Source organism: Phreatobacter sp. (genome assembly GCF_016793595.1).
Classification (GTDB): domain Bacteria; phylum Pseudomonadota; class Alphaproteobacteria; order Rhizobiales; family Phreatobacteraceae; genus Phreatobacter.
The window spans coordinates 503,194-521,208 of sequence record NZ_JAEULY010000009.1 but is presented as its reverse complement, the minus strand read 5'-3'; the positions used below and the strand labels follow the sequence as shown (position 1 = coordinate 521,208).

General features: G+C 67.9%; 19 protein-coding genes. 13 read left to right on the top strand and 6 right to left on the bottom strand.

Annotation, left to right across the window (positions count from 1 at the left end; all coding sequences use genetic code 11):
• Nucleotides 1-30: 30 nt before the first annotated feature.
• Both JNK84_RS13560 and rplQ read left to right on the top strand, forming a co-directional pair.
• Nucleotides 31-1,047, top strand: a complete 1,017-nt coding sequence (locus JNK84_RS13560; protein ID WP_293424901.1) for a DNA-directed RNA polymerase subunit alpha — start codon at nucleotides 31-33, stop codon at nucleotides 1,045-1,047.
• A 51-nt stretch (nucleotides 1,048-1,098) separates the two neighbouring features.
• Nucleotides 1,099-1,518, top strand: coding sequence for a 50S ribosomal protein L17 (gene rplQ / locus JNK84_RS13555; RefSeq protein WP_293424900.1), 420 nt, complete (start codon nucleotides 1,099-1,101; stop codon nucleotides 1,516-1,518).
• Between the two features lie 91 nt (nucleotides 1,519-1,609).
• Here rplQ and JNK84_RS13550 read toward each other — a convergent pair whose 3' ends face one another.
• The 4 genes from JNK84_RS13550 to JNK84_RS13535 form a co-directional block, all read right to left on the bottom strand.
• Nucleotides 1,610-2,788 (bottom strand): YbfB/YjiJ family MFS transporter, encoded by a 1,179-nt coding sequence (locus tag JNK84_RS13550; RefSeq protein WP_293424899.1) that lies wholly within the window; start codon nucleotides 2,786-2,788, stop codon nucleotides 1,610-1,612.
• Entirely contained in the window at nucleotides 2,785-3,534 is a 750-nt protein-coding gene (cnbZ, locus tag JNK84_RS13545) for a 2-amino-5-chloromuconate deaminase CnbZ (protein WP_293424955.1), read from the bottom strand. Before cnbZ (JNK84_RS13545) ends, JNK84_RS13550 begins: the two co-directional genes overlap by 4 nt.
• Before the next feature lie 5 nt (nucleotides 3,535-3,539).
• Nucleotides 3,540-4,292, bottom strand: a complete 753-nt coding sequence (cnbZ, locus tag JNK84_RS13540) for a 2-amino-5-chloromuconate deaminase CnbZ (protein WP_293424898.1) — start codon at nucleotides 4,290-4,292, stop codon at nucleotides 3,540-3,542.
• 193 nt (nucleotides 4,293-4,485) lie between these two features.
• Nucleotides 4,486-6,321 carry an ABC transporter ATP-binding protein gene (locus tag JNK84_RS13535; protein WP_293424897.1) on the bottom strand — a complete coding sequence of 612 codons (1,836 nt, stop codon included), beginning with the start codon at nucleotides 6,319-6,321 and terminating at the stop codon, nucleotides 4,486-4,488.
• Between the two features lie 350 nt (nucleotides 6,322-6,671).
• On the opposite strand from JNK84_RS13535, the gene JNK84_RS13530 reads away from it, so the two are divergent.
• The 9 genes from JNK84_RS13530 to JNK84_RS13490 all read left to right on the top strand — a co-directional run bounded on the left by JNK84_RS13530 (nucleotide 6,672) and on the right by JNK84_RS13490 (nucleotide 14,665).
• Entirely contained in the window at nucleotides 6,672-8,087 is a 1,416-nt protein-coding gene (locus tag JNK84_RS13530; protein ID WP_293424896.1) for a DegQ family serine endoprotease, read from the top strand.
• 7 nt (nucleotides 8,088-8,094) lie between these two features.
• Entirely contained in the window at nucleotides 8,095-9,393 is a 1,299-nt protein-coding gene (locus JNK84_RS13525; RefSeq protein WP_293424954.1) for a replication-associated recombination protein A, read from the top strand.
• A gap of 47 nt (nucleotides 9,394-9,440) precedes the next feature.
• Nucleotides 9,441-9,824 (top strand): fluoride efflux transporter CrcB, encoded by a 384-nt coding sequence (gene crcB / locus JNK84_RS13520; RefSeq protein WP_293424895.1) that lies wholly within the window; start codon nucleotides 9,441-9,443, stop codon nucleotides 9,822-9,824.
• Nucleotides 9,821-11,398, top strand: a complete 1,578-nt coding sequence (locus JNK84_RS13515) for an RluA family pseudouridine synthase (RefSeq protein ID WP_293424894.1) — start codon at nucleotides 9,821-9,823, stop codon at nucleotides 11,396-11,398. Before crcB ends, JNK84_RS13515 begins: the two co-directional genes overlap by 4 nt.
• On the top strand, nucleotides 11,398-11,637 hold the full coding sequence (locus JNK84_RS13510) for a hypothetical protein (RefSeq protein WP_293424893.1): 240 nt from the start codon (nucleotides 11,398-11,400) through the stop codon (nucleotides 11,635-11,637). The genes JNK84_RS13515 and JNK84_RS13510 overlap by 1 nt, the downstream gene beginning before the upstream one ends.
• Nucleotides 11,638-11,711: 74 nt before the next feature.
• Nucleotides 11,712-12,083, top strand: a complete 372-nt coding sequence (locus JNK84_RS13505) for a hypothetical protein (RefSeq protein ID WP_293424892.1) — start codon at nucleotides 11,712-11,714, stop codon at nucleotides 12,081-12,083.
• Nucleotides 12,084-12,137: 54 nt separating this feature from the next.
• On the top strand, nucleotides 12,138-12,803 hold the full coding sequence (locus tag JNK84_RS13500; RefSeq protein ID WP_293424891.1) for an HAD-IA family hydrolase: 666 nt from the start codon (nucleotides 12,138-12,140) through the stop codon (nucleotides 12,801-12,803).
• Nucleotides 12,804-12,857: 54 nt separating this feature from the next.
• Entirely contained in the window at nucleotides 12,858-13,649 is a 792-nt protein-coding gene (locus JNK84_RS13495; protein WP_293424890.1) for an ATP12 family chaperone protein, read from the top strand.
• A 74-nt stretch (nucleotides 13,650-13,723) separates the two neighbouring features.
• The gene (locus JNK84_RS13490) at nucleotides 13,724-14,665 is read left to right on the top strand and encodes a hypothetical protein (protein WP_293424889.1); all 942 of its coding nucleotides are present in this window, start codon (nucleotides 13,724-13,726) and stop codon (nucleotides 14,663-14,665) included.
• Nucleotides 14,666-14,671: 6 nt separating this feature from the next.
• On the opposite strand, the gene JNK84_RS13485 is transcribed toward JNK84_RS13490, so the two are convergent.
• Complete coding sequence (locus JNK84_RS13485) at nucleotides 14,672-15,082, bottom strand: type II toxin-antitoxin system VapC family toxin (protein ID WP_293424888.1); 411 nt, start codon at nucleotides 15,080-15,082, stop codon at nucleotides 14,672-14,674.
• A complete protein-coding gene (locus tag JNK84_RS13480) occupies nucleotides 15,079-15,321 on the bottom strand; it encodes a type II toxin-antitoxin system Phd/YefM family antitoxin (protein ID WP_293424886.1) in 243 nt (80 codons plus the stop codon). Before JNK84_RS13480 ends, JNK84_RS13485 begins: the two co-directional genes overlap by 4 nt.
• Before the next feature lie 163 nt (nucleotides 15,322-15,484).
• Between JNK84_RS13480 and JNK84_RS13475 the strand changes: the two genes are divergently transcribed.
• The gene (locus JNK84_RS13475) at nucleotides 15,485-17,017 is read left to right on the top strand and encodes an acyl-CoA carboxylase subunit beta (RefSeq protein ID WP_293424884.1); all 1,533 of its coding nucleotides are present in this window, start codon (nucleotides 15,485-15,487) and stop codon (nucleotides 17,015-17,017) included.
• A 149-nt stretch (nucleotides 17,018-17,166) separates the two neighbouring features.
• On the top strand, nucleotides 17,167-18,000 hold the full coding sequence (locus JNK84_RS13470) for a universal stress protein (RefSeq protein ID WP_293424882.1): 834 nt from the start codon (nucleotides 17,167-17,169) through the stop codon (nucleotides 17,998-18,000).
• Nucleotides 18,001-18,015 lie beyond the last annotated feature (15 nt).

Here is an 18,015-nt window from a genome sequence, read left to right as displayed (position 1 = left end):
GACAGCGGCCAGAAGCGAAGGTGAAGACCCGTGATCCAGAAGAACTGGCAGGAACTGATTAAGCCGGAGAAGCTCCATATCGTCGCCGGCGACGATGCGAAGCGGTTCGCGACCGCGACCGCCGAGCCGCTGGAGCGCGGCTTCGGCGTGACGCTGGGCAACGCCCTGCGCCGCGTTCTCCTGTCTTCGCTCCAGGGCGCCGCCGTGTCGGCCGTCCAGATCGACGGCGTGCTGCACGAGTTCTCGTCCATCGCCGGCGTGCGCGAGGACGTGACCGACATCATCCTCAACATCAAGGACATCGCCATCAAGATGCAGGGCGACGGTCCGAAGCGCATGGTCGTGCGCAAGGAAGGCCCGGGCACGGTCACCGCTGGTGACATCCAGACGGTTGGCGACGTTGTTGTCCTCAATCCCGAGCTGGTCATCTGCACCCTCGACGAGGGCGCCTCGATCCGCATGGAGTTCACGGTCAATACCGGCAAGGGCTATGTCCCGGCCGAGAAGAACCGTGCCGAGGACGCTCCGATCGGCCTCATCCCGGTCGACAGCCTCTACTCGCCGGTGAAGAAGGTGTCCTATCAGGTCTCGCCGACCCGCGAGGGCCAGGTGCTCGACTATGACAAGCTGACCCTGTCGGTGGAGACCAACGGTTCGGTCTCGCCGGAGGACGCGATCGCCTATGCGGCGCGCATCCTGCAGGACCAGCTGGAAATCTTCGTGAACTTCGAGGAGCCGCGCAAGGAAGTCGTCCAGGAATCGATCCCGGACCTCGCCTTCAACCCGGCGCTGCTGAAGAAGGTCGACGAGCTCGAACTGTCGGTTCGCTCGGCCAACTGCCTGAAGAACGACAACATCGTCTATATCGGCGACCTGATCCAGAAGACCGAGGCGGAAATGCTCCGCACCCCGAACTTCGGCCGCAAGTCGCTGAACGAGATCAAGGAAGTGCTTGCCCAGATGGGCCTCCACCTCGGCATGGAGGTCACGGGCTGGCCGCCGGAGAATATCGAAGAGCTGGCAAAGCGCTTCGAGGACCATTACTGATCCCATTCCCCGCCGACCGTGAGGTCCGCGGCCACCTGAGAGGACAAGGCGATGCGTCACGGCAAAGCCCACCGCAAGTTCAACCGCACGGCCGAGCATCGTCAGGCGATGTTCGCCAACATGTGCGCCGCGTTGATCAAGCACGAGCAGATCGTCACCACCCTGCCGAAGGCGAAGGACCTGCGTCCGATCGTCGAGAAGCTGGTGACGCTCGGCAAGCGCGGCGATCTGCACGCCCGCCGTCAGGCGGTGTCGCAGATCCGCGATATCGGCATGGTCAAGAAGCTGTTCGAGGTTCTCGGACCGCGCTACCAGTCGCGCCAGGGTGGCTATACCCGCGTGCTGAAGGCCGGCTTCCGCTACGGCGACAATGCGCCGGTGGCGGTGATCGAGTTCGTCGATCGCGACGTCGATGCCAAGGGCAAGGAATCCGGTCCGGTCCAGCCGCGCGCCGAGCAGGCCGCGGCCTGATCTGACCAACGGAAAGTGGGACCGCTTCAGGGCGGGCCTGATGCAGGGGCGGCCTCCGGGTCGCCCTTTTGCGTTTGCGGATCGGCCTCGGTCAGCGGCGCGCAGTCGCGAGCTCGGCGGCGAGACCGGCGGCCATGATTGCTCCGGCGAGCCCGAAGACCAGCCTGTGGCTGCCGGTGGCGGCGAGCAGGGCGGTGAACCCATAGGCCGCGCCGGCCTGGGCCACGGCGAAGACGACCGTCTGGAGCGCCCAGGCCGCGGTGTGGGCCTGCGGCCCGACGATCTCGCGCGTCCGCCCGGACGTCGACGAGCCGAGCCCGATCATCAGACCGCCGGCCATCATCGCCGAGAGCGTCAGCAGGACGAGATTGTGCGTGACCGCGGGCAGCGCCGCGCCGATCGCCATCAGGCCGACGATGATCCGCAGCACCGGCGCATAGCCGAAGCGGTCGGCGGCAAGGCCCGCGACCATCGGCGCGACGACGGCGGTGAGCCCCGCCGCGACCCAGATCCAGCCGCCGACGCCGAGGCCGAAGCCGAGATCGCGCGCGACGTGGTCGACGAAGAAGATGGTATGCGGCACGTAGCCGGCGGCCGCGCCGCAATAGGCGGCGGCAAGGCCGAGATAGGCGGGATCGCGCCGCCATGCCGGAGCTGACTGGCCGCGAACCGGAGCCTCCGGCGGGGCCGAGCGCGGCAGCAGCGCCATCAGCACGACGCTGGCGAGCGCGAGAACCGCGGCCAGCGCCAGCCATGCCGCCGCCGGTCCGGAGGCGGCGAAGGCCGGCACGGCGGTACCCGACAGGACGAAGCCGGTGCCGACGCCCGCGAAGACGAGGCCGTTGGCGCGCCCCTTGTGCGAGGGCGCGACGACATTGGCGATGACCGGCGGGATGACGATCATCATGACGCCGCCGGTCGCGCCGGAGAGGGCGCGCAGGGCAATGAAGAGCCAGCCGGGCAGGGGCACGGCCGAGGCCGCGAAGGCCAGCACCGCGAGGAGCGCCGCCAACGCCACGGCGGCGCGAACGCCGAAGAGGCGGGCGGTGGCGAGCGCGGTTCCGGCGCCGACGATGTAGCCCGCGAGGTTGAAGGCCGCCGCCAGATGCAGCGTGGTCGGCGTTGCCCAGCCGGCCTCGACCATGGCGGGAATCAGCGGCGGATAGCCGAAGCGGCCCATGCCGACGCCGATCAGCAGGCCACAATAGCCGGCGAGGGCCGGCCCGAAAAAGCCGGCCCAGCGCCCGCCTGTCGGCGCGGCCGACGTCACAACACCCGCTCGATGCCGACGCCGCGTGTGTCCATCAGCACTTCGAGACCGACGATGGGCGGTCGGTCGAGGTGCCAGGTCACGCCTTTCCGCGCGGCCCCGCGCGCGACAATCTCGGACCCGAGGAACGGAAAGATGTCGTGCAGCGTGTGGATCTGCGCCGCCGTCGTGTCGGCCCAGGTAAAGCCGAGCGGCGCCATTCGCGTCTCCATATGCGTCAGCACGGTCAGCGCCTTCTCGCGGATCGCCTCGGGGCTCGTGTCGCCGAAGCGCACGATGCGCTCGGAGAAATGGCCGGGGCCTTTGTCGAAGCCCTCGCCCGACCCGGCGACCACGAAGGAGGGCAGGGATGCCTCGCCCTCGGCAATGAAAGAGAAGGCGTGGAGCGAGGGGCCGGCCGGCGTCTCGAAGGTAGGGCAGACATTGGCGCGCGCGACCGGGTTGGTCGTGCCGTCGGTGAGGCCCCACTCGGTGAGCGTGCCGACATAGACCTCGTTGAAGGCCTTGAAGGTCGTTTCGTCGAACGGGGCGGGCGAGCGCAATTCGCAGGCGCAGAAGGCCGTCAGCGGCCGGCCCGCGCCGCGGATGACCTCCGCGGCCCGCGCAAAGCCTGCCGCGAGCGGCAGCGGCCGGCGGAACGTCACCCGCTCGATGTGGTAGCCCGGCATGGCCGCGACGCTGCCCGAGTACTGAAAGACATTGGGAACGAAGCGGTAGTTTCCGGGAGCGAAATCGAGAACCTCCATGGCGCTCAGGCCGCCCGCTCGACCGAGACGCTGCGGCAATCCATCTCGTAGTCGAGGCCGATCACCGGTGGCCGGTTGAAATGCCACGAGAGCCCGTTGCGGGCCGCGCCGCGCCGGACAATTTCGCCGGCCATGAACGGGTGAATGTCATAGACGCAGTAGGCTTGACTTGCCGTCGTATCCTTCCAGCCATGGCCGAAGGCGGCCATCCGGTCTTCCATCCGGCCCAGCACGAAGGCGGCCTTCTCGCGCATGGCGTCAGGGCTTGTGTCGTTGAGCCGGACGATGCGCTCGGCATAGGGGGCCGAACCGTCGCGCGCCTCGGCCGAGCCGGAAATGACGAATTGCGGCGCGCCGGCATCGCCCTCGACGACGAAGGAGAAGGCGTGGAAGGAGGGCTCCGGCGGCCCCGCGATTTCCGGACAGACGTTGGAGCGCGCCACCGGATTGGCCCTGGTCTCGGCATTGTAGATGCCCCAGTCGGTGAGCGTGCCGACATAGACCTCGTTGAAGGCCTTGAAGCCGGCATCGTCGAAGGGGGCGGGCGAGCGCAGTTCGCAGGCGCAGAATGAAGTCAGTGGCCGGCCAGCGGCCTGGATCATCCGCGCGATCTGCGCGAATCCGGCCCTGAGCGGCACAGGATTGCGGAACATCACCCGCTCGATCCGATAGCCGGGCAGCGCCGCGACGCCCGCCGAATACTGGAAGACGCTCGGCTGATAGCGATAGTTGCCGGGGGTGAAGTCGACTGTGGTCATGATGCCCTTCGGGGTTTTCCTCATGGCGAGCGTCGCCACTCATCCGACGGCGGTCAACAAGCAGGAATGCATCGGGCCGGTGTGTGCCTGGTCCTCGCTCTCGGCCAGCATGAATGGAAGGACGCACTTTGTGATCTGCAGGCCGCGAACCTCGCGGTGGCGGCGCCTCCTGCTTGGAAGGCGCCGCCCTTCGTCAGTCCTCGATCAGGCTCTCATCGGCCCGCCGGTGCGGGGCGTCCTCCGGCGCGATGCCCTTGGCAAGTTCGGAGACCTGCCGCTCGAACAACGCCCGGTAGGCGCCGTTCTCGCGCTTCAGCAACACATCGTGGCTGCCCTCCTCGATGACCTCGCCCCGGTCGAAGACCAGGATTCGATCCATGGCCCGGACGGTCGAGAGTCGGTGGGCGATGACGATCGTGGTCCGCCCCGCCATCAGCCGCTCAACGGCTTCCTGGATCAGCGCCTCCGACTCCGAATCGAGGCTCGATGTCGCCTCGTCCAGGATCAGGATGGGCGCATCCGCGAGGAAGGCCCGCGCCAGCGCCACGCGCTGCCGCTCGCCGCCCGAGAGCTTCACGCCGCGCTCACCGACGAGGGTCTCGTAGCCCTTCGGCAGGCGCATGATGAAGTCGTGGGCATTGGCGAGGCGCGCGGCTTGCTCGACCTGCGCCCGGCTCGCGCCCGGCCGGCCATAGGCGATGTTCTCAGCTAGCGAGCGATGGAACAGCACCGGCTCCTGCTGGACGATGGCCATCTGCGACCGGAGGCTCGCCTGCGTGGTGCCGGCAATATCCTGACCGTCGATCAGGATGCTCCCTGCATTCACGTCGTAGAGCCGCTGGACGAGCTTGACGAAGGTCGTCTTGCCCGAGCCCGACCGTCCGACGAGGCCGACCTTCTCTCCTGCTGCGATCTTCAACGAGAAGTCGCGGTAGAGCGGCTCGGCATGGCCGCAATAATGGAAGGTGACCCGGTCGAAGGCGATTGCGCCGGCCGTCACGGCCATGGGTTTCGCCTGCGGTCGATCCGCCACGCCGAAAGGCAGGGCGTCCATGGCCACCAGCTCCTCCATGTCGTTGACCGAGCGCTGGAGGTTGTGGACATGCTGGCCGACGTCTCGCAGATAGCCGTGGACCACCGCGTAGGATGTCAGCACGAAGGCGACATCGCCGGGCGTCGCCTTGCCGTTCGCCCAAAGCCAGATGACGAGGCCGACCACGGAGCCGCGCAGCACCAGCAGCACCAGTTGCTGGGCCGTCCCCGAGATCGTGCCGCGCACCCAGGTGCGCCGCGTCTTCAGCGCCCAGCGCGACAAGGTGTCCGAAAGGCGTGCGTCTTCCCGCGCTTCCGCGCCATAGGCCTTCACGACCGGATTGCAGGAGATGGCGTCGGCCAGAGCGCCGCCGACCTTGGTGTCCCAGGCATTGGCGAGGCGTGCCGCCGGCGCGACATAGCCGAGCGACAGCGCGACCGTGACGGCGACGTAGACAACCGATCCCGTGAAAACGACGAGGCCCATGGCCGGCCAGTGCCAGGCGAGCAGCGCCGTGGTGCCGACCAGCACGACGACCGAGGGCCAGAGAGCGCCGAGGATGGTGTCGTGCAGCAGGTCGAGCGCCCACATGCCGCGCGTGATCTTGCGCACGGTCGAGCCTGCGAAATTGCTGGCGTGCCAGTCGGTCGAGAAGCGCTGGAGGCGCGCGAAGGCTTCCTGTGCCGTATCGCTCATCGTGCGCAGCGTCAGCGTCGTGATGCCGATGAACGAGGCGTGACGGAACAGCACGGTGACCGCGCCCAGCACCAGCATGCCGGCGAGCGCCCAGAGCGCCGCCTCCATGCCGCCCTGTCCGGCGACGGCATCGACCAGCCGGCCGGCATAGACCGGCACAAGGAACTCGGCCGTCGTCGCGGCCATGAAGGTTGCCGCGACCGCTGCGACGCGCAGGGGCGTGCGCATCCAGTGGCGGAACGTGAAGGCGAGAACGGCGCGGAACGGCTCACGCCGCCCGGTTTCAGACGATGAAGACATGATGGCTTCCGGCTCCCGAAGGCGGCCGGCTCCGCAATGGCGGACACGGAATCGCGCGTGGCGAATTCAGGCCCGGAATGACGAATGGACGGGGATGGAAATCGGCTCAGGACCGCATCGGGCGGTCCGTGGCAGCGGCAGGGTCTGGCCTAACGGCGGGACCGGCCGGCGGGAGTGACGAACATGAGAATATGCATTCAGCCCTCCCTCGTGCGTGTTGGAGCCGACGGTTTCAATCGCACGGTGCGTTCGCCGGTTCAACCCGGCGGGGGTGCGGCGTGCGAACGCAGATGCCAGCCTGCTGCCGCCTTTCCCTTCCGGGAGCGCGACGCGGCAGCTATATTCGCGGCATGACCAGATTCAGCCTTCTCGCCGTCGCGGCTCTCATCGCCGCCATCGCTCCCGCCTCGGCGCAAGCCCAGCGCCAGCCCCCGCAGACCCGCGCGGAGGTGCAATTGTCGTTCGCGCCGGTGGTGAAGCGGGCAGCCCCCGCCGTCGTCAACGTTTATGGCGCGCGCGTCGAGCAGGTGCAGAATCATCCCTTCTTCGACGATCCGATGTTCCGCCGGTTCTTCGGCAACCGTGGCGGCGGGCAGGGGCAGGGCCCGCAGCGCGCCGAGGTCGCCCGCTCGCTCGGTTCGGGCGTGATCATCGACCGCTCCGGCCTCGTGGTGACGAACAACCACGTGGTCGAGAACATGACCGAGGTGAAGGTCGCCTTCGCCGACCGGCGCGAGTTCGAGGTCGAGATCGTGCTGCGCGATCCGCGCACCGACCTCGCCGTGCTGAAGCTGAAGAACCCGCCGGCCGATCTCGTCACCCTCGACATCGGCGATTCCGAAGCGCTCGAGGTCGGCGACATCGTGCTGGCCATCGGCAATCCGTTCGGCGTCGGACAGACGGTGACGCAGGGCATTGTCTCCGCGCTTGCCCGCAGCCAGGTCGGTGTTTCCGACTACCAGTCCTTCGTGCAGACGGATGCGGCCATCAATCCCGGCAATTCCGGCGGCGCGCTGGTGGACATGAACGGCCGCCTCATCGGCATCAACACGGCGATCTTCTCGCGCTCCGGCGGCAGCCACGGCATCGGTTTCGCCATTCCGACCGCCATGGTTCGCCTGATCATCGAATCGGCCAAGGCCGGCAGCCAGACGGTGCAGCGCCCCTGGTTCGGCGGCCGCCTGCAGGCGGTGACGGCGGATGTCGCGGAGAGCCTGCGGCTCGCGCGGCCGTCCGGAGCGCTCATCGTGTCGGTGGTGGCCAATTCGCCGGCGGCGCGCGCGGGCCTGCGCGCGGGCGACCTGATCACCGCCGTCGACAGCCACCAGATCGACGATCCCGACGCCTTCGGCTACCGGTTCGGGGTGCGCCCCATCGGCGGCGTCGCCAGCCTTGCGGTCACGCGCAGCGGCCGGCCGCTCGTCGTGCCGGTGGCGCTCGAGCCGGCTCCGCGTGGCGGGCAGGATGCGGAGCAGATCACCGGCCTGTCGCCGTTTCAGGGCGTGACGGTGGCGACGCTGTCGCCGGGCATCGCCGACGAACTGCGCGTCAATCACCGCTCAGAGGGTGTCGTCATCACCAAGGTGGAGCCGGGATCGCCGGCCGCGCAGGTCGGCCTCCAGCCGGGCGATGTCGTGCTCGGGGTCAATGGCCGGGAGATCAAGGCGCCGGCCGACCTCCAGCAGGCCACGCGCGAGCGCGCGCGCCTCTGGCGCTTCCAGATCGACCGCGGCGGGCAGGTCATCAATTCGATGATGGGCGGCTGACTTGGACCTGTTCGAGGCGGCGGGGCCGGATCCGAAGGCGCCGCGCCCGCTCGCCGACCGCCTCCGGCCGAAATCGCTGGCGGAGGTGGCGGGGCAGGAGCACCTGACCGGACCGGAGGGGGCGCTGACGCGCCTGCTGCGCACGCGTTCGCTCGGCTCCCTCGTCTTCTGGGGACCGCCCGGCACGGGCAAGACGACGGTCGCGCGCCTGCTGGCGGGCGAGACCGATCTCGCCTTCGAGCAGATATCCGCGATCTTCACCGGCGTCGCGGATCTGAAGAAGGTGTTCGAGCAGGCCCGGTCGCGCCGCGTGCAGGGGCGCGGGACGCTGCTCTTCGTCGATGAGATCCACCGCTTCAACCGCTCGCAGCAGGACGCCTTCCTCCCCGTTGTCGAGGACGGCACGGTGACGCTCGTCGGCGCGACGACGGAGAATCCGTCCTTCGAGCTGAATGCAGCGCTTCTGTCGCGGGCACGCGTGCTGACCTTCCGCTCGCTCGACGACGAGGCGCTGGAAAAGCTGCTGGCACGCGCCGAGGAGATGGAGGGCAAACCGCTGCCGCTCGACGGCGACGCGCGGGTCGCGCTCGTTCGCATGGCCGATGGCGACGGCCGCGCCGTGCTGACGCTTGCCGAGGAGGTCTGGCGCGCCGCGGGCGAGGGAGAGACCTTCGACACGGCGGGCCTCGCCGAGATCGTCCAGCGCCGGGCGCCGATCTACGACAAGGCGCAGGAGGGGCACTACAATCTGATCTCCGCGCTGCACAAGACGGTGCGCGGTTCGGACCCGGATGCCGCGCTCTACTATCTCGCGCGCATGCTGGATGCCGGCGAGAACCCCCTGTTCATCGCCCGCCGCGTGGTGCGGATGGCGGTCGAGGATATCGGCCTCGCCGACCCGCAGGCCCTCGTCGTCGCCAATGCCGCGAAGGATGCCTACGATTTCCTCGGGAGCCCGGAAGGCGAACTCGCCCTCGCCAATGCCGTGATCTATGTCGCGACCGCGCCGAAATCGAACGCCGCCTACACTGCCTGGAAGGCGGCGCTTGGCGTAGCCAAGGAGCGCGGCAGCCTGACGCCGCCGAAGACCATCCTCAACGCGCCAACCAAGCTGATGAAGTCGGAAGGCTATGGCGAGGGCTATGCCTACGACCACGACCAGCCAGACGCCTTCTCCGGACAGGACTACTGGCCCGAGGCGCTCGGGCGGCAATCGTTCTACCGGCCGGTCGAGCGCGGCTTCGAGCGCGAGGTGGCCAAGCGCATGGAATGGTGGGCGAAACTCAGGAAGGAGCGGGGCGGATAGCCGTTTTGCGCTTCAATCCGGCGGAAACCTCGTCTAACGCTTGTTGCATGACCAAGGTCCTGCTCGTCTTCCTCGGCTCCGGCATCGGCGGCGCGGCGCGCTACGGCGTCAATGTCTGGTCGCTGAAAGCCTTCGGACCGCATTTCCCCGCCGGCACCTTCATCGTCAACATCGCCGGTGGCCTCGCCATGGGTCTGATCGCGGGATGGCTGGCCTTCCGCGCGCAGCTGCCTTGGAGCCAGGAACTGAAGCTGTTCCTCACCACGGGTATCCTCGGCGGCTTCACCACCTTCTCGGCCTTCTCGCTCGATGCCGTCGTGCTCTACGAGCGGGGTGACCTCGGCCTCGCGGCGCTCTATGTGGTGGCTTCGGTGATCCTGTCGGTCGCAGCGCTTGCGGTCGGCCTTGCCGTTGTCAGGAGCTTCTCATGAAGGGCAGGGGCAAGCCGCCGGGCCGCGGCGGTGCAGGCAAGGGGCCGCAGGGGCGGGGACCGGGGGCTCAGCGCCCGCCGGGCAAACGGCCGGCCGCCGGGGCGAAGCCGCCGCGAGCGAGGGGCAAGGCCCCGGCCAGCCGCGACGAGGCGGAGGACAAGCGCGGCCGGAAGCCGTCACGTCCGCCGGAAGCCGGCCGTCGCCGCGATGACGCCCGGCCGTTCGCCAAACCGGCTCCCCATCGCGGCGAGGACCGCCGTTCGCTGGAGCGCGTCCGGCGCGTGCCGCCGCGCGAACAGGAATTCCGCTCGTTCGACGAAGCGCCGCGCCGCGGCCAGGACGACGACTGGGATGCGGATGATCGCGGCTGGTCGCCGGAGGATGATCTCGACATCGCCGCCATCGAGGAGCCCCGCGACCAACCGCGCGCCCCGGCACGCAAGCCCGCCGGATCGGGCGAGCGGCGGTCGCCGCAACGTCGCGACGAATCCGGCCGCGACGAACCGCGCCGCGACGAGGCACGCCGCGCCGCGCCGACGGGCCCGACCCGTGCCGAGCTCAAGGCCGCCGCCACCGCGACGCTGCAGACCGGCGTCCAGACCCTGACGGTGACGGCCGACGAAGCCGACATGCGCGTCGACCGCTTCCTTGCCGCACGCTTTCCGCAACTGTCGTTCAGCTACATTCAGCGCATCGTCCGCAAGGGCGAATTGCGGGTGAACGGCCGCCGCGTCGAGACCAAGGACCGGCTGGAGCCGGGGCAGGCCGTCCGCGTGCCGCCGCTGAAGCTCGACCAGGCGAGGCCGATCTCGGCCAAGGTCGGCGAGGACATTGCCGGGTTCCTCGCCTCGATCACGCTCTACGAGGACAAGGACGTTCTCGTGCTGTCGAAACCCGCCGGTCTTGCCGTGCAGGGCGGCTCAGGCACGAAGAAGCACCTCGACGGCATGCTTGCCGTGCTGACCGACGAGGACGGCCAGCGGCCGCGCCTCGTCCACCGGCTCGACAAGGACACGTCCGGCTGCCTGCTGGTCGCCAGGACGCGTTTCGCCGCCGCGGCGCTAGCCAAGACCTTCCGCTCCCGCGCGGCGCGCAAGATCTACTGGGCCGTGGTGGCTGGCGTGCCGAAGCCGCGGCAGGGCCGTGTCTCGACCTATCTCGCCAAGGAGGAGCGCGAGGACGAGAGCTTCATGCGCATCGCCAAGCATGGCGAGCGGGGCGCGAGCCATGCGGTCAGCTATTACGCCGTCATCGACACGATGGCGCAGAAGCTGTCCTGGCTATCGATGAAGCCAGTGACGGGCCGCACCCATCAGCTGCGCGTCCATGCGGCCGAGGTCGGCAATCCGATCATCGGCGATCCCAAATATTTCGATGTCGAGAACTGGGATCTGCCGGGCGGCATCCAGAAAAAGCTGCACCTCCACGCCCGCCGCATCGTCGTGCCGCATCCGCGCGGCAAGGGCACGATCGACATTTCCGCGCCGCTGCCGCCGCATATGGAGCAGACCTTCAACCTGCTCGGCTGGGACGTGTCGCGCTACGATCCCATCGTCGAGGCGCCGGAGGAGTGATGTCGCTGACCGGCTGGATCTACGTCACGGCCGCGGCGCTGGCCGCCATCCTCGCCGGAATCGTCATGATCACCCGCCGGGTGATCCGCACCGTGCCGGGCCCGGCCATCGACACCCGCGCCATGACCGAGCTTGTCGCCGAGCTGCGCCGCGCCAACGACCTGGCCGAGCGGCGGCTCGCGGCGCTTGAAGGGCGCGTCGAGGTTCTGGAGCGCAAGGCCGGCCACAAGCCCGGCTGAAGGCCCGGTTCAGCGATCGTTCAGCGCGGGAGGGCGCATCTGTCTCCACTGGAACAGCCATTCAGGAGCACAGGATGACACGCTTCGCCCTCGCATGCGCCGCAGCGCTTCTCGCCGCCGCGCCCTTCGCGACCCCTGCCGCGGCCCAGCCCTATGGCGGCCCGCCCCCTGGTTATTACGGCGGGGGCCCCGGCTTCGGTCCGGGCCCCGGGTTCCGCCGCGGCAACCCCGACCTGCGCGCCAACCGCTTCGCCTGCCGGCAGGAGGCGCTTGCCCGCGGCTATCGTCCTCCCTTCGTACGCGGCGCGGTGGTCGATTGCCTGCGCGCCCGCCGGCCGGATCTCGCGCGGATCGTCGAATGCCGCCAGAGCGTGCGCGCCCAGGGCTACATTCCGCGCACGCCGCCGTTCCGCATGGCGGTCAGGGCCTGCCGCTTCGGCGCTTGAGTTCCGATCAATCATGACCCAGAAGGCGCTCCGGACATCTGGAGCGCCTTTTCCGTGAAGCTCGTCATCTTCGATTGCGACGGCACGCTGGTCGATAGCCAGCACATGATCGTCGCCGCCATGAACGGCGCCTTTGCGACGCTCGGGCGGCCGGCCCCGACGCGCGAGGCGACGCTCTCCATCGTCGGCCTGTCGCTGGTCGAGGCCCTGTCGACGCTGACCGCGCCCGAAGATCCCGACGTTCCCGCGCTGATCGAGGGCTACAAGAATGCCTTCCATGCTCTGCGCGCCGACCCGAACCACACCGAGCCGCTCTACGAGGGCGCGCGCGAGATGGTCGAATGGCTGGCGGCGCGGGATGTCGCGCTTGGCATCGCCACGGGCAAGTCGCAGCGCGGCGTGCGCATCGTGCTCGGCCATCACGGCCTCTATGACCGGTTCGCGACGATCCAGACGGCCGATGACGCGCCGTCAAAGCCGCATCCGGCGATGATCGAGCAAGCTATGCAGGCTGTGGGCGCCAATCCGCGCGATACCGTGATGATCGGCGACACCACCTACGATATCGACATGGCGCACGCCGCCGGCGTCGCAGCCATCGGCGTGTCGTGGGGCTATCACCCCGCCCATGCGCTGGCGCGGCTGAAGCCCCATGCGATGATCGAGCGCTATGCCGAATTGCCGGCGGTCCTCGAAGGGCTCTGGACGGCTCCGGTTTGAAAAGCGGCGACCGGGGCTCTACATCGCGTCCATGAGCAGAGTGGTCTTGCAGTCATGAGCAAATCGGCGTTCGAGGACTGGTTCGACAAGGGCCAGCAGGATCCGGCCGCCTACGATCCCATCGCGACGGCGCGGGTGGCGGCGAAACCGGTTTTTCCGAAGCGCTTCTACACGCTCGCGAGCGCGGGAGAAGGCGAGGGCGGCTGGCGCCTGCTGCTCGACGGCCGTCCCGCGAAGACGCCGGGACGCAATCCGCTGGCCTTCCCGACGCAGGCGCTGGGCGAGGCGGTGGCTGAGGAGTGGAATGCGCAGGCGGAGTTCATCGACCCGCGCCGCATGCCGATCACCCGAATCGCCAATTCGATCATCGACGGCGTCGCACCCGATCCCGGGCCGGTCGCTGACGACATCGTCAAATATGCTGGCACGGACCTGATCTGCTACCGCGCCGATGGGCCGCGCACGCTCGTCGAGCGTCAGGCGGCGCTGTGGGACCCGATTCTCGCATGGGCGAGGGACGAACTCGGTGCCCGCCCGATCCTCTCGGAAGGGGTCATGCATGTGACCCAACCGGAGGCGGCCATCGCCGCACTGCGCCGGGCCCTGCCGGCAGGTGACGGCTGGCGGATCGGAGCGACCCACGTCGTCACGACGCTCACGAGCTCGGCGCTTGTCGCCATTGCCCTGCTGCACGGCCGCCTGACGGCCGGCGAGGCATGGGCGGCGGCTCATGTCGACGAGGATTTTCAGATGTCGCAATGGGGCGAGGACGAGGAGGCCGCCGAGCGGCGCGCGGCGCGCCTCACCGAAATGACGGCGGCGGCAAAGGTTCTCGCCTGTCTGTGACAAGCCGGCGAAACATGAAAAAGGCATCTGGTGGGTCCAGATTGCCGGCGTAACGTGCCGCGCCGGAGACAGCCATGAAGGTTACCCTCGATCTCGCCAAGCTCGTGGAGCAAGGCCGCCTCACTCAGGTCGAGGCCGACAGGCTGAAGAGCTTCGCCGCGGAGGGCACCGGTTCGCTGGCGCTGAACATCCTCATCGGCTTCGGCGTGGTGGCGGTGGCGCTCGGCGTCATGGGGCTGGTGCCGCAGCCGGTGGTGGCAGTCGTCCTCGGCGGCATGATGGCGGCGGTCGGCCTCGGTTTCGTCCTCAAGGGCGAGCAGACCTGGGCGATCCTCGCCAATATCTGTTTGCTGGCCGGTTCGCTGATGCTGGCGGCCGGCGTCATGTTCATGACCAAGGGCTCGGTTCTGGCGCTGATGACCGTCACCGCCGTCTTCGTCGCCGGCGGCATCGCGGCGCGGTCCGGCCTCCTCATCGCGCTGGCGGTGCTCGCGCTGTCGGCGGCCATCGGCGCGCGCACCGGCTACATGCGCGCCACCTATTTCCTGGGCATCGAACAGCCGTTCATGACGGTGGTTCTGTTTTCGGCCCTCGCCATCGCGGCCTATCAGGCGTCGAAACTGCTCAAGGCGGACCATTCCCGCCTCGCCATCACGGCGGCGCGCACCTCGCTGCTCCTCGTCAATTTCGGCTTCTGGATCGGCTCGCTCTGGGGCGACCGCCTGACCTGGTTCGTCGATCGCGCCTCCACCAGCCGCTATGCACCGGTGATCCCGGCCTGGACCTTCTCGATCCTCTGGGCTGTCGCCATCGTCGGCGCGGGTCTGTGGGCGGCGCGCGCCAACCGGCCGTGGGTGCTGAATCTCGCAGCTGTTTTCGGCGCGATCCACTTCTATACGCAGTGGTTCGAGAAGCTCGGCCCCAATCCCTTCTCGGTGTTGATCGCGGGCGTGCTGACGCTCGGCCTCGCCGTCGGCATCTGGAAATACAACCAGGGCCGAACGATCCCGGCGTGACGAGGTTCAGAGCACGAGCTCGACGCCATCCCGTCGAGCTGCGGAGGCAAGGTCCGCATCGAGTGTCGCCAACGGCAGCCTGCGGCGCTGCGCGAGTTCGAGAAAAGCGGCGTCGTAAATGGTCAGCCCGTGGCGCTCGGCAAGCGACAACGTTGCAGTCCATACAACATCGTCCGAGAATGCGTCGGCGCCGATCCTCAATCGGCCCAGCCGCATGAGAGCATCGTCCCGGTAGCGCGCGTCGATCCGCTTTCGCCGAACCGCCATCTGCATGCCGTTGGCGACCTCATAGAACCAGAGGGTGGGCACGACGGCGCCGAGAATGGCGGCGCGGGTCATGGCGACGGTCATTGCTTCGCCAGCTTCTTCGTCCAGCAGCCACGCGAGAACGGCCGAACTGTCGAGCACGAGATTCACTCGCGCCCCTCGTCGATGAGCTCCCGAACTGTCAGACCACCAAGGCTGACGCCCTTCCGCATCTCGATCAAATCCTCCAGCGCCTGTCGCGCGCGCTGCCGGTCCTCAATCGTGTGTTCAGCGACCAGACGTGCCACAGGCTTGCCGCGCCGAGTGATCACGACCTCCTCGCCTCGTTCAACGAGGTCGAGAAGACTGCCGAGTGCATTCTTCGCCTCGAATGCCCCAACAAATCGCACCGCTCTACCCTCCAAAGAGATCAACTGGCCTAATAAGCTAGTTTACGATCATCATTGCTACAAGGCGCATCCGCCGTCAGTCTCATTGGTTGGCCCGCACCTTGCGTGCTATTCGCACGGCTTGGCTCGATGTGAGGGACGGGGAGCTTCCCCGGCGACATTCATGAAGGACGTGCTCGAACGGCTGGAAGACCGTCGCGCTGAAGCCCGCCTCGGCGGCGGCGAGAAGCGCATCGCGGCCCAGCATGCCCGCGGCAAGCTGACTGCGCGCGAGCGCATCGAGCTTTTGGTCGACAAGAGCTCGTTCGAGGAGTTCGACATGTTCGTGCAGCATCGCTGCGCGGATTTCGGCATGGAGAAGTCGCATATTCCCGGTGACGGCGTCGTCACCGGATGGGGCACGGTGAACGGGCGCACCGTCTTCGTCTTCTCCAAGGATTTCACGGTGTTCGGCGGTTCGCTGTCCGGCGCCCATGCCGCCAAGATCACCAAGATTCAAGATATGGCGCTGAAAGCCCGTGCGCCGGTCATCGGCCTGTTCGATGCGGGCGGGGCGCGAATCCAGGAAGGTGTTGATGCCCTCGGTGGTTATGGCGAAGTCTTCAAGCGGAATGTGATCGCATCCGGCGTCATTCCGCAGATCTCGCTGATCATGGGCCCCTGCGCCGGCGGCGATGTCTATTCGCCGGCCATGACCGATTTCATCTTCATGGTGAAGGACACGAGCTACATGTTCGTGACCGGCCCCGACGTAGTGAAGACCGTTACCAACGAGGTCGTGACCGCCGAGGAACTGGGCGGTGCCTCCGTTCACGCGGTGAAGTCGTCGGTGGCCGACGGCGCCTACGAGAACGACCTTGAGGCGCTGCTCCAGATGCGCCGGCTGATTGATTTTCTGCCCTCCAACAACATGGAGGGGCCGCCGGAAATCCCGTCCTTCGACCAGCCCGACCGCATCGACATGTCGCTCGACACGCTGGTGCCGGACAATCCGAACAAGCCCTACGACATCAAGGAACTGATCCTGAAGATGGTCGACGAGGGCGATTTCTTCGAGATCCAGCCGAAATTCGCCGGCAACATCGTCACAGGCTTCGCGCGGCTGGAAGGCCGCTCGGTCGGCATCGTCGCCAATCAGCCGATGGTTCTGGCCGGCGTGCTCGACTCGGATGCGAGCCGGAAAGCCGCGCGCTTCGTGCGTTTCTGCGATGCTTTCGGCATTCCGATCGTCACCTTGGTCGACGTTCCCGGCTTCCTTCCCGGCACGGCGCAGGAATATGGCGGCCTGATCAAGCACGGCGCCAAGCTGCTGTTCGCCTATTCCCAGTGCACGGTGCCGCTCGTCACCGTCATCACGCGCAAGGCCTTCGGCGGCGCCTATGACGTCATGGCGTCCAAGCATATCGGCGGCGACGTCAACTATGCCTGGCCTTCGGCGCAGATCGCGGTGATGGGCGCAAAGGGCGCGGTCGAGATCATTTTCCGGGCCGACATGAATGACCCCGACAAGATCGCTGCGCGCACCAAGGAATATGAGGAGCGCTTCCTGTCGCCCTTCGTCGCAGCCGAGCGCGGCTATATCGATGAGGTCATCATGCCGCACTCGACCCGGCGGCGCGTAGCCCGGGCGCTGGCACTGCTGCGCAACAAGGCCAGCGAAACGCCCTGGAAGAAGCACGACAACATCCCGCTGTGAGCGGATGCGACCTGCCGTCGCCGAAGGAAGGCCTTGGCCCCCGGTGGTCTACGGTGCCATGATCCCGGCCGGCGTCTGATCTCCGTCAAGGACGCCGTGGCAGGAACGCGCGAGTTTCGCCGCGCGTTCATCAGGCGCAGGAGGTCTATATGTCGATCAAATCGGTTCTTTTGGCCATCATTGCTGGCGACGGCGACAAGCCGCGCGGCGCCATCGACTACGCGATCTCACTGGCAGCCGAGCATGGCGCGCATCTTTCGGTGATCGTCGGGGCTATCAAGGTGCCCGTCGTCGTCTATTCCGGCGTCGCGGAAGTGCAGGCCATCGTCACCGACGAGAACGATAGCCGCACCCACAATGCCGACGATCTCTGCGAATCCGTCCGCGGCCTCGCCCGCACGGCGGGCGTCGCCGCCTCGGTCGAGGTCGTGACCGACGCCATCGACCCGCTGTTCGGCCGGATCGGCAAGCGCGCCCGCCTGCACGACATCGCGGTCTGCGGCCGTCCGCGGCCCTCGGACGTCTGGGCGACCGAACTGGCCGAGACGCTGCTGTTGTCCTCCGGCCGGCCGGCCATCCTTGCGCCGGACGATTTCGACGCATCGCGCTCGTCCAATGCCGTGGTCATTGCCTGGGACGGCTCGGCCGTCGCCGCGCGGGCCATCGGCGGCGCGATGCCGTTCATCGACAAGGCGGGGCAGGTGGAGATCGTCTCGGTGCTCGGCGACCGCCATGCCGACGACATCGTCGCCGGTGCCGACCTCGCGCCGATGCTGGCCCACCACGGCGTCAAGGTGACGGTCACGAACCTTCCCTACAGCCGCAATGTCGGCAAGACGATCGTCGAACACGCCCAGAACGTGCGCGCCGGCATGATCGTGATGGGCGCCTATGCCCACTCGCGACTGAAGCAGATGGTGCTCGGCGGCACGACCACGACCATGCTGCAATATTCCTCGGTGCCGATCCTGATGGCGCACTGAGTGGGCGGAGGCTTC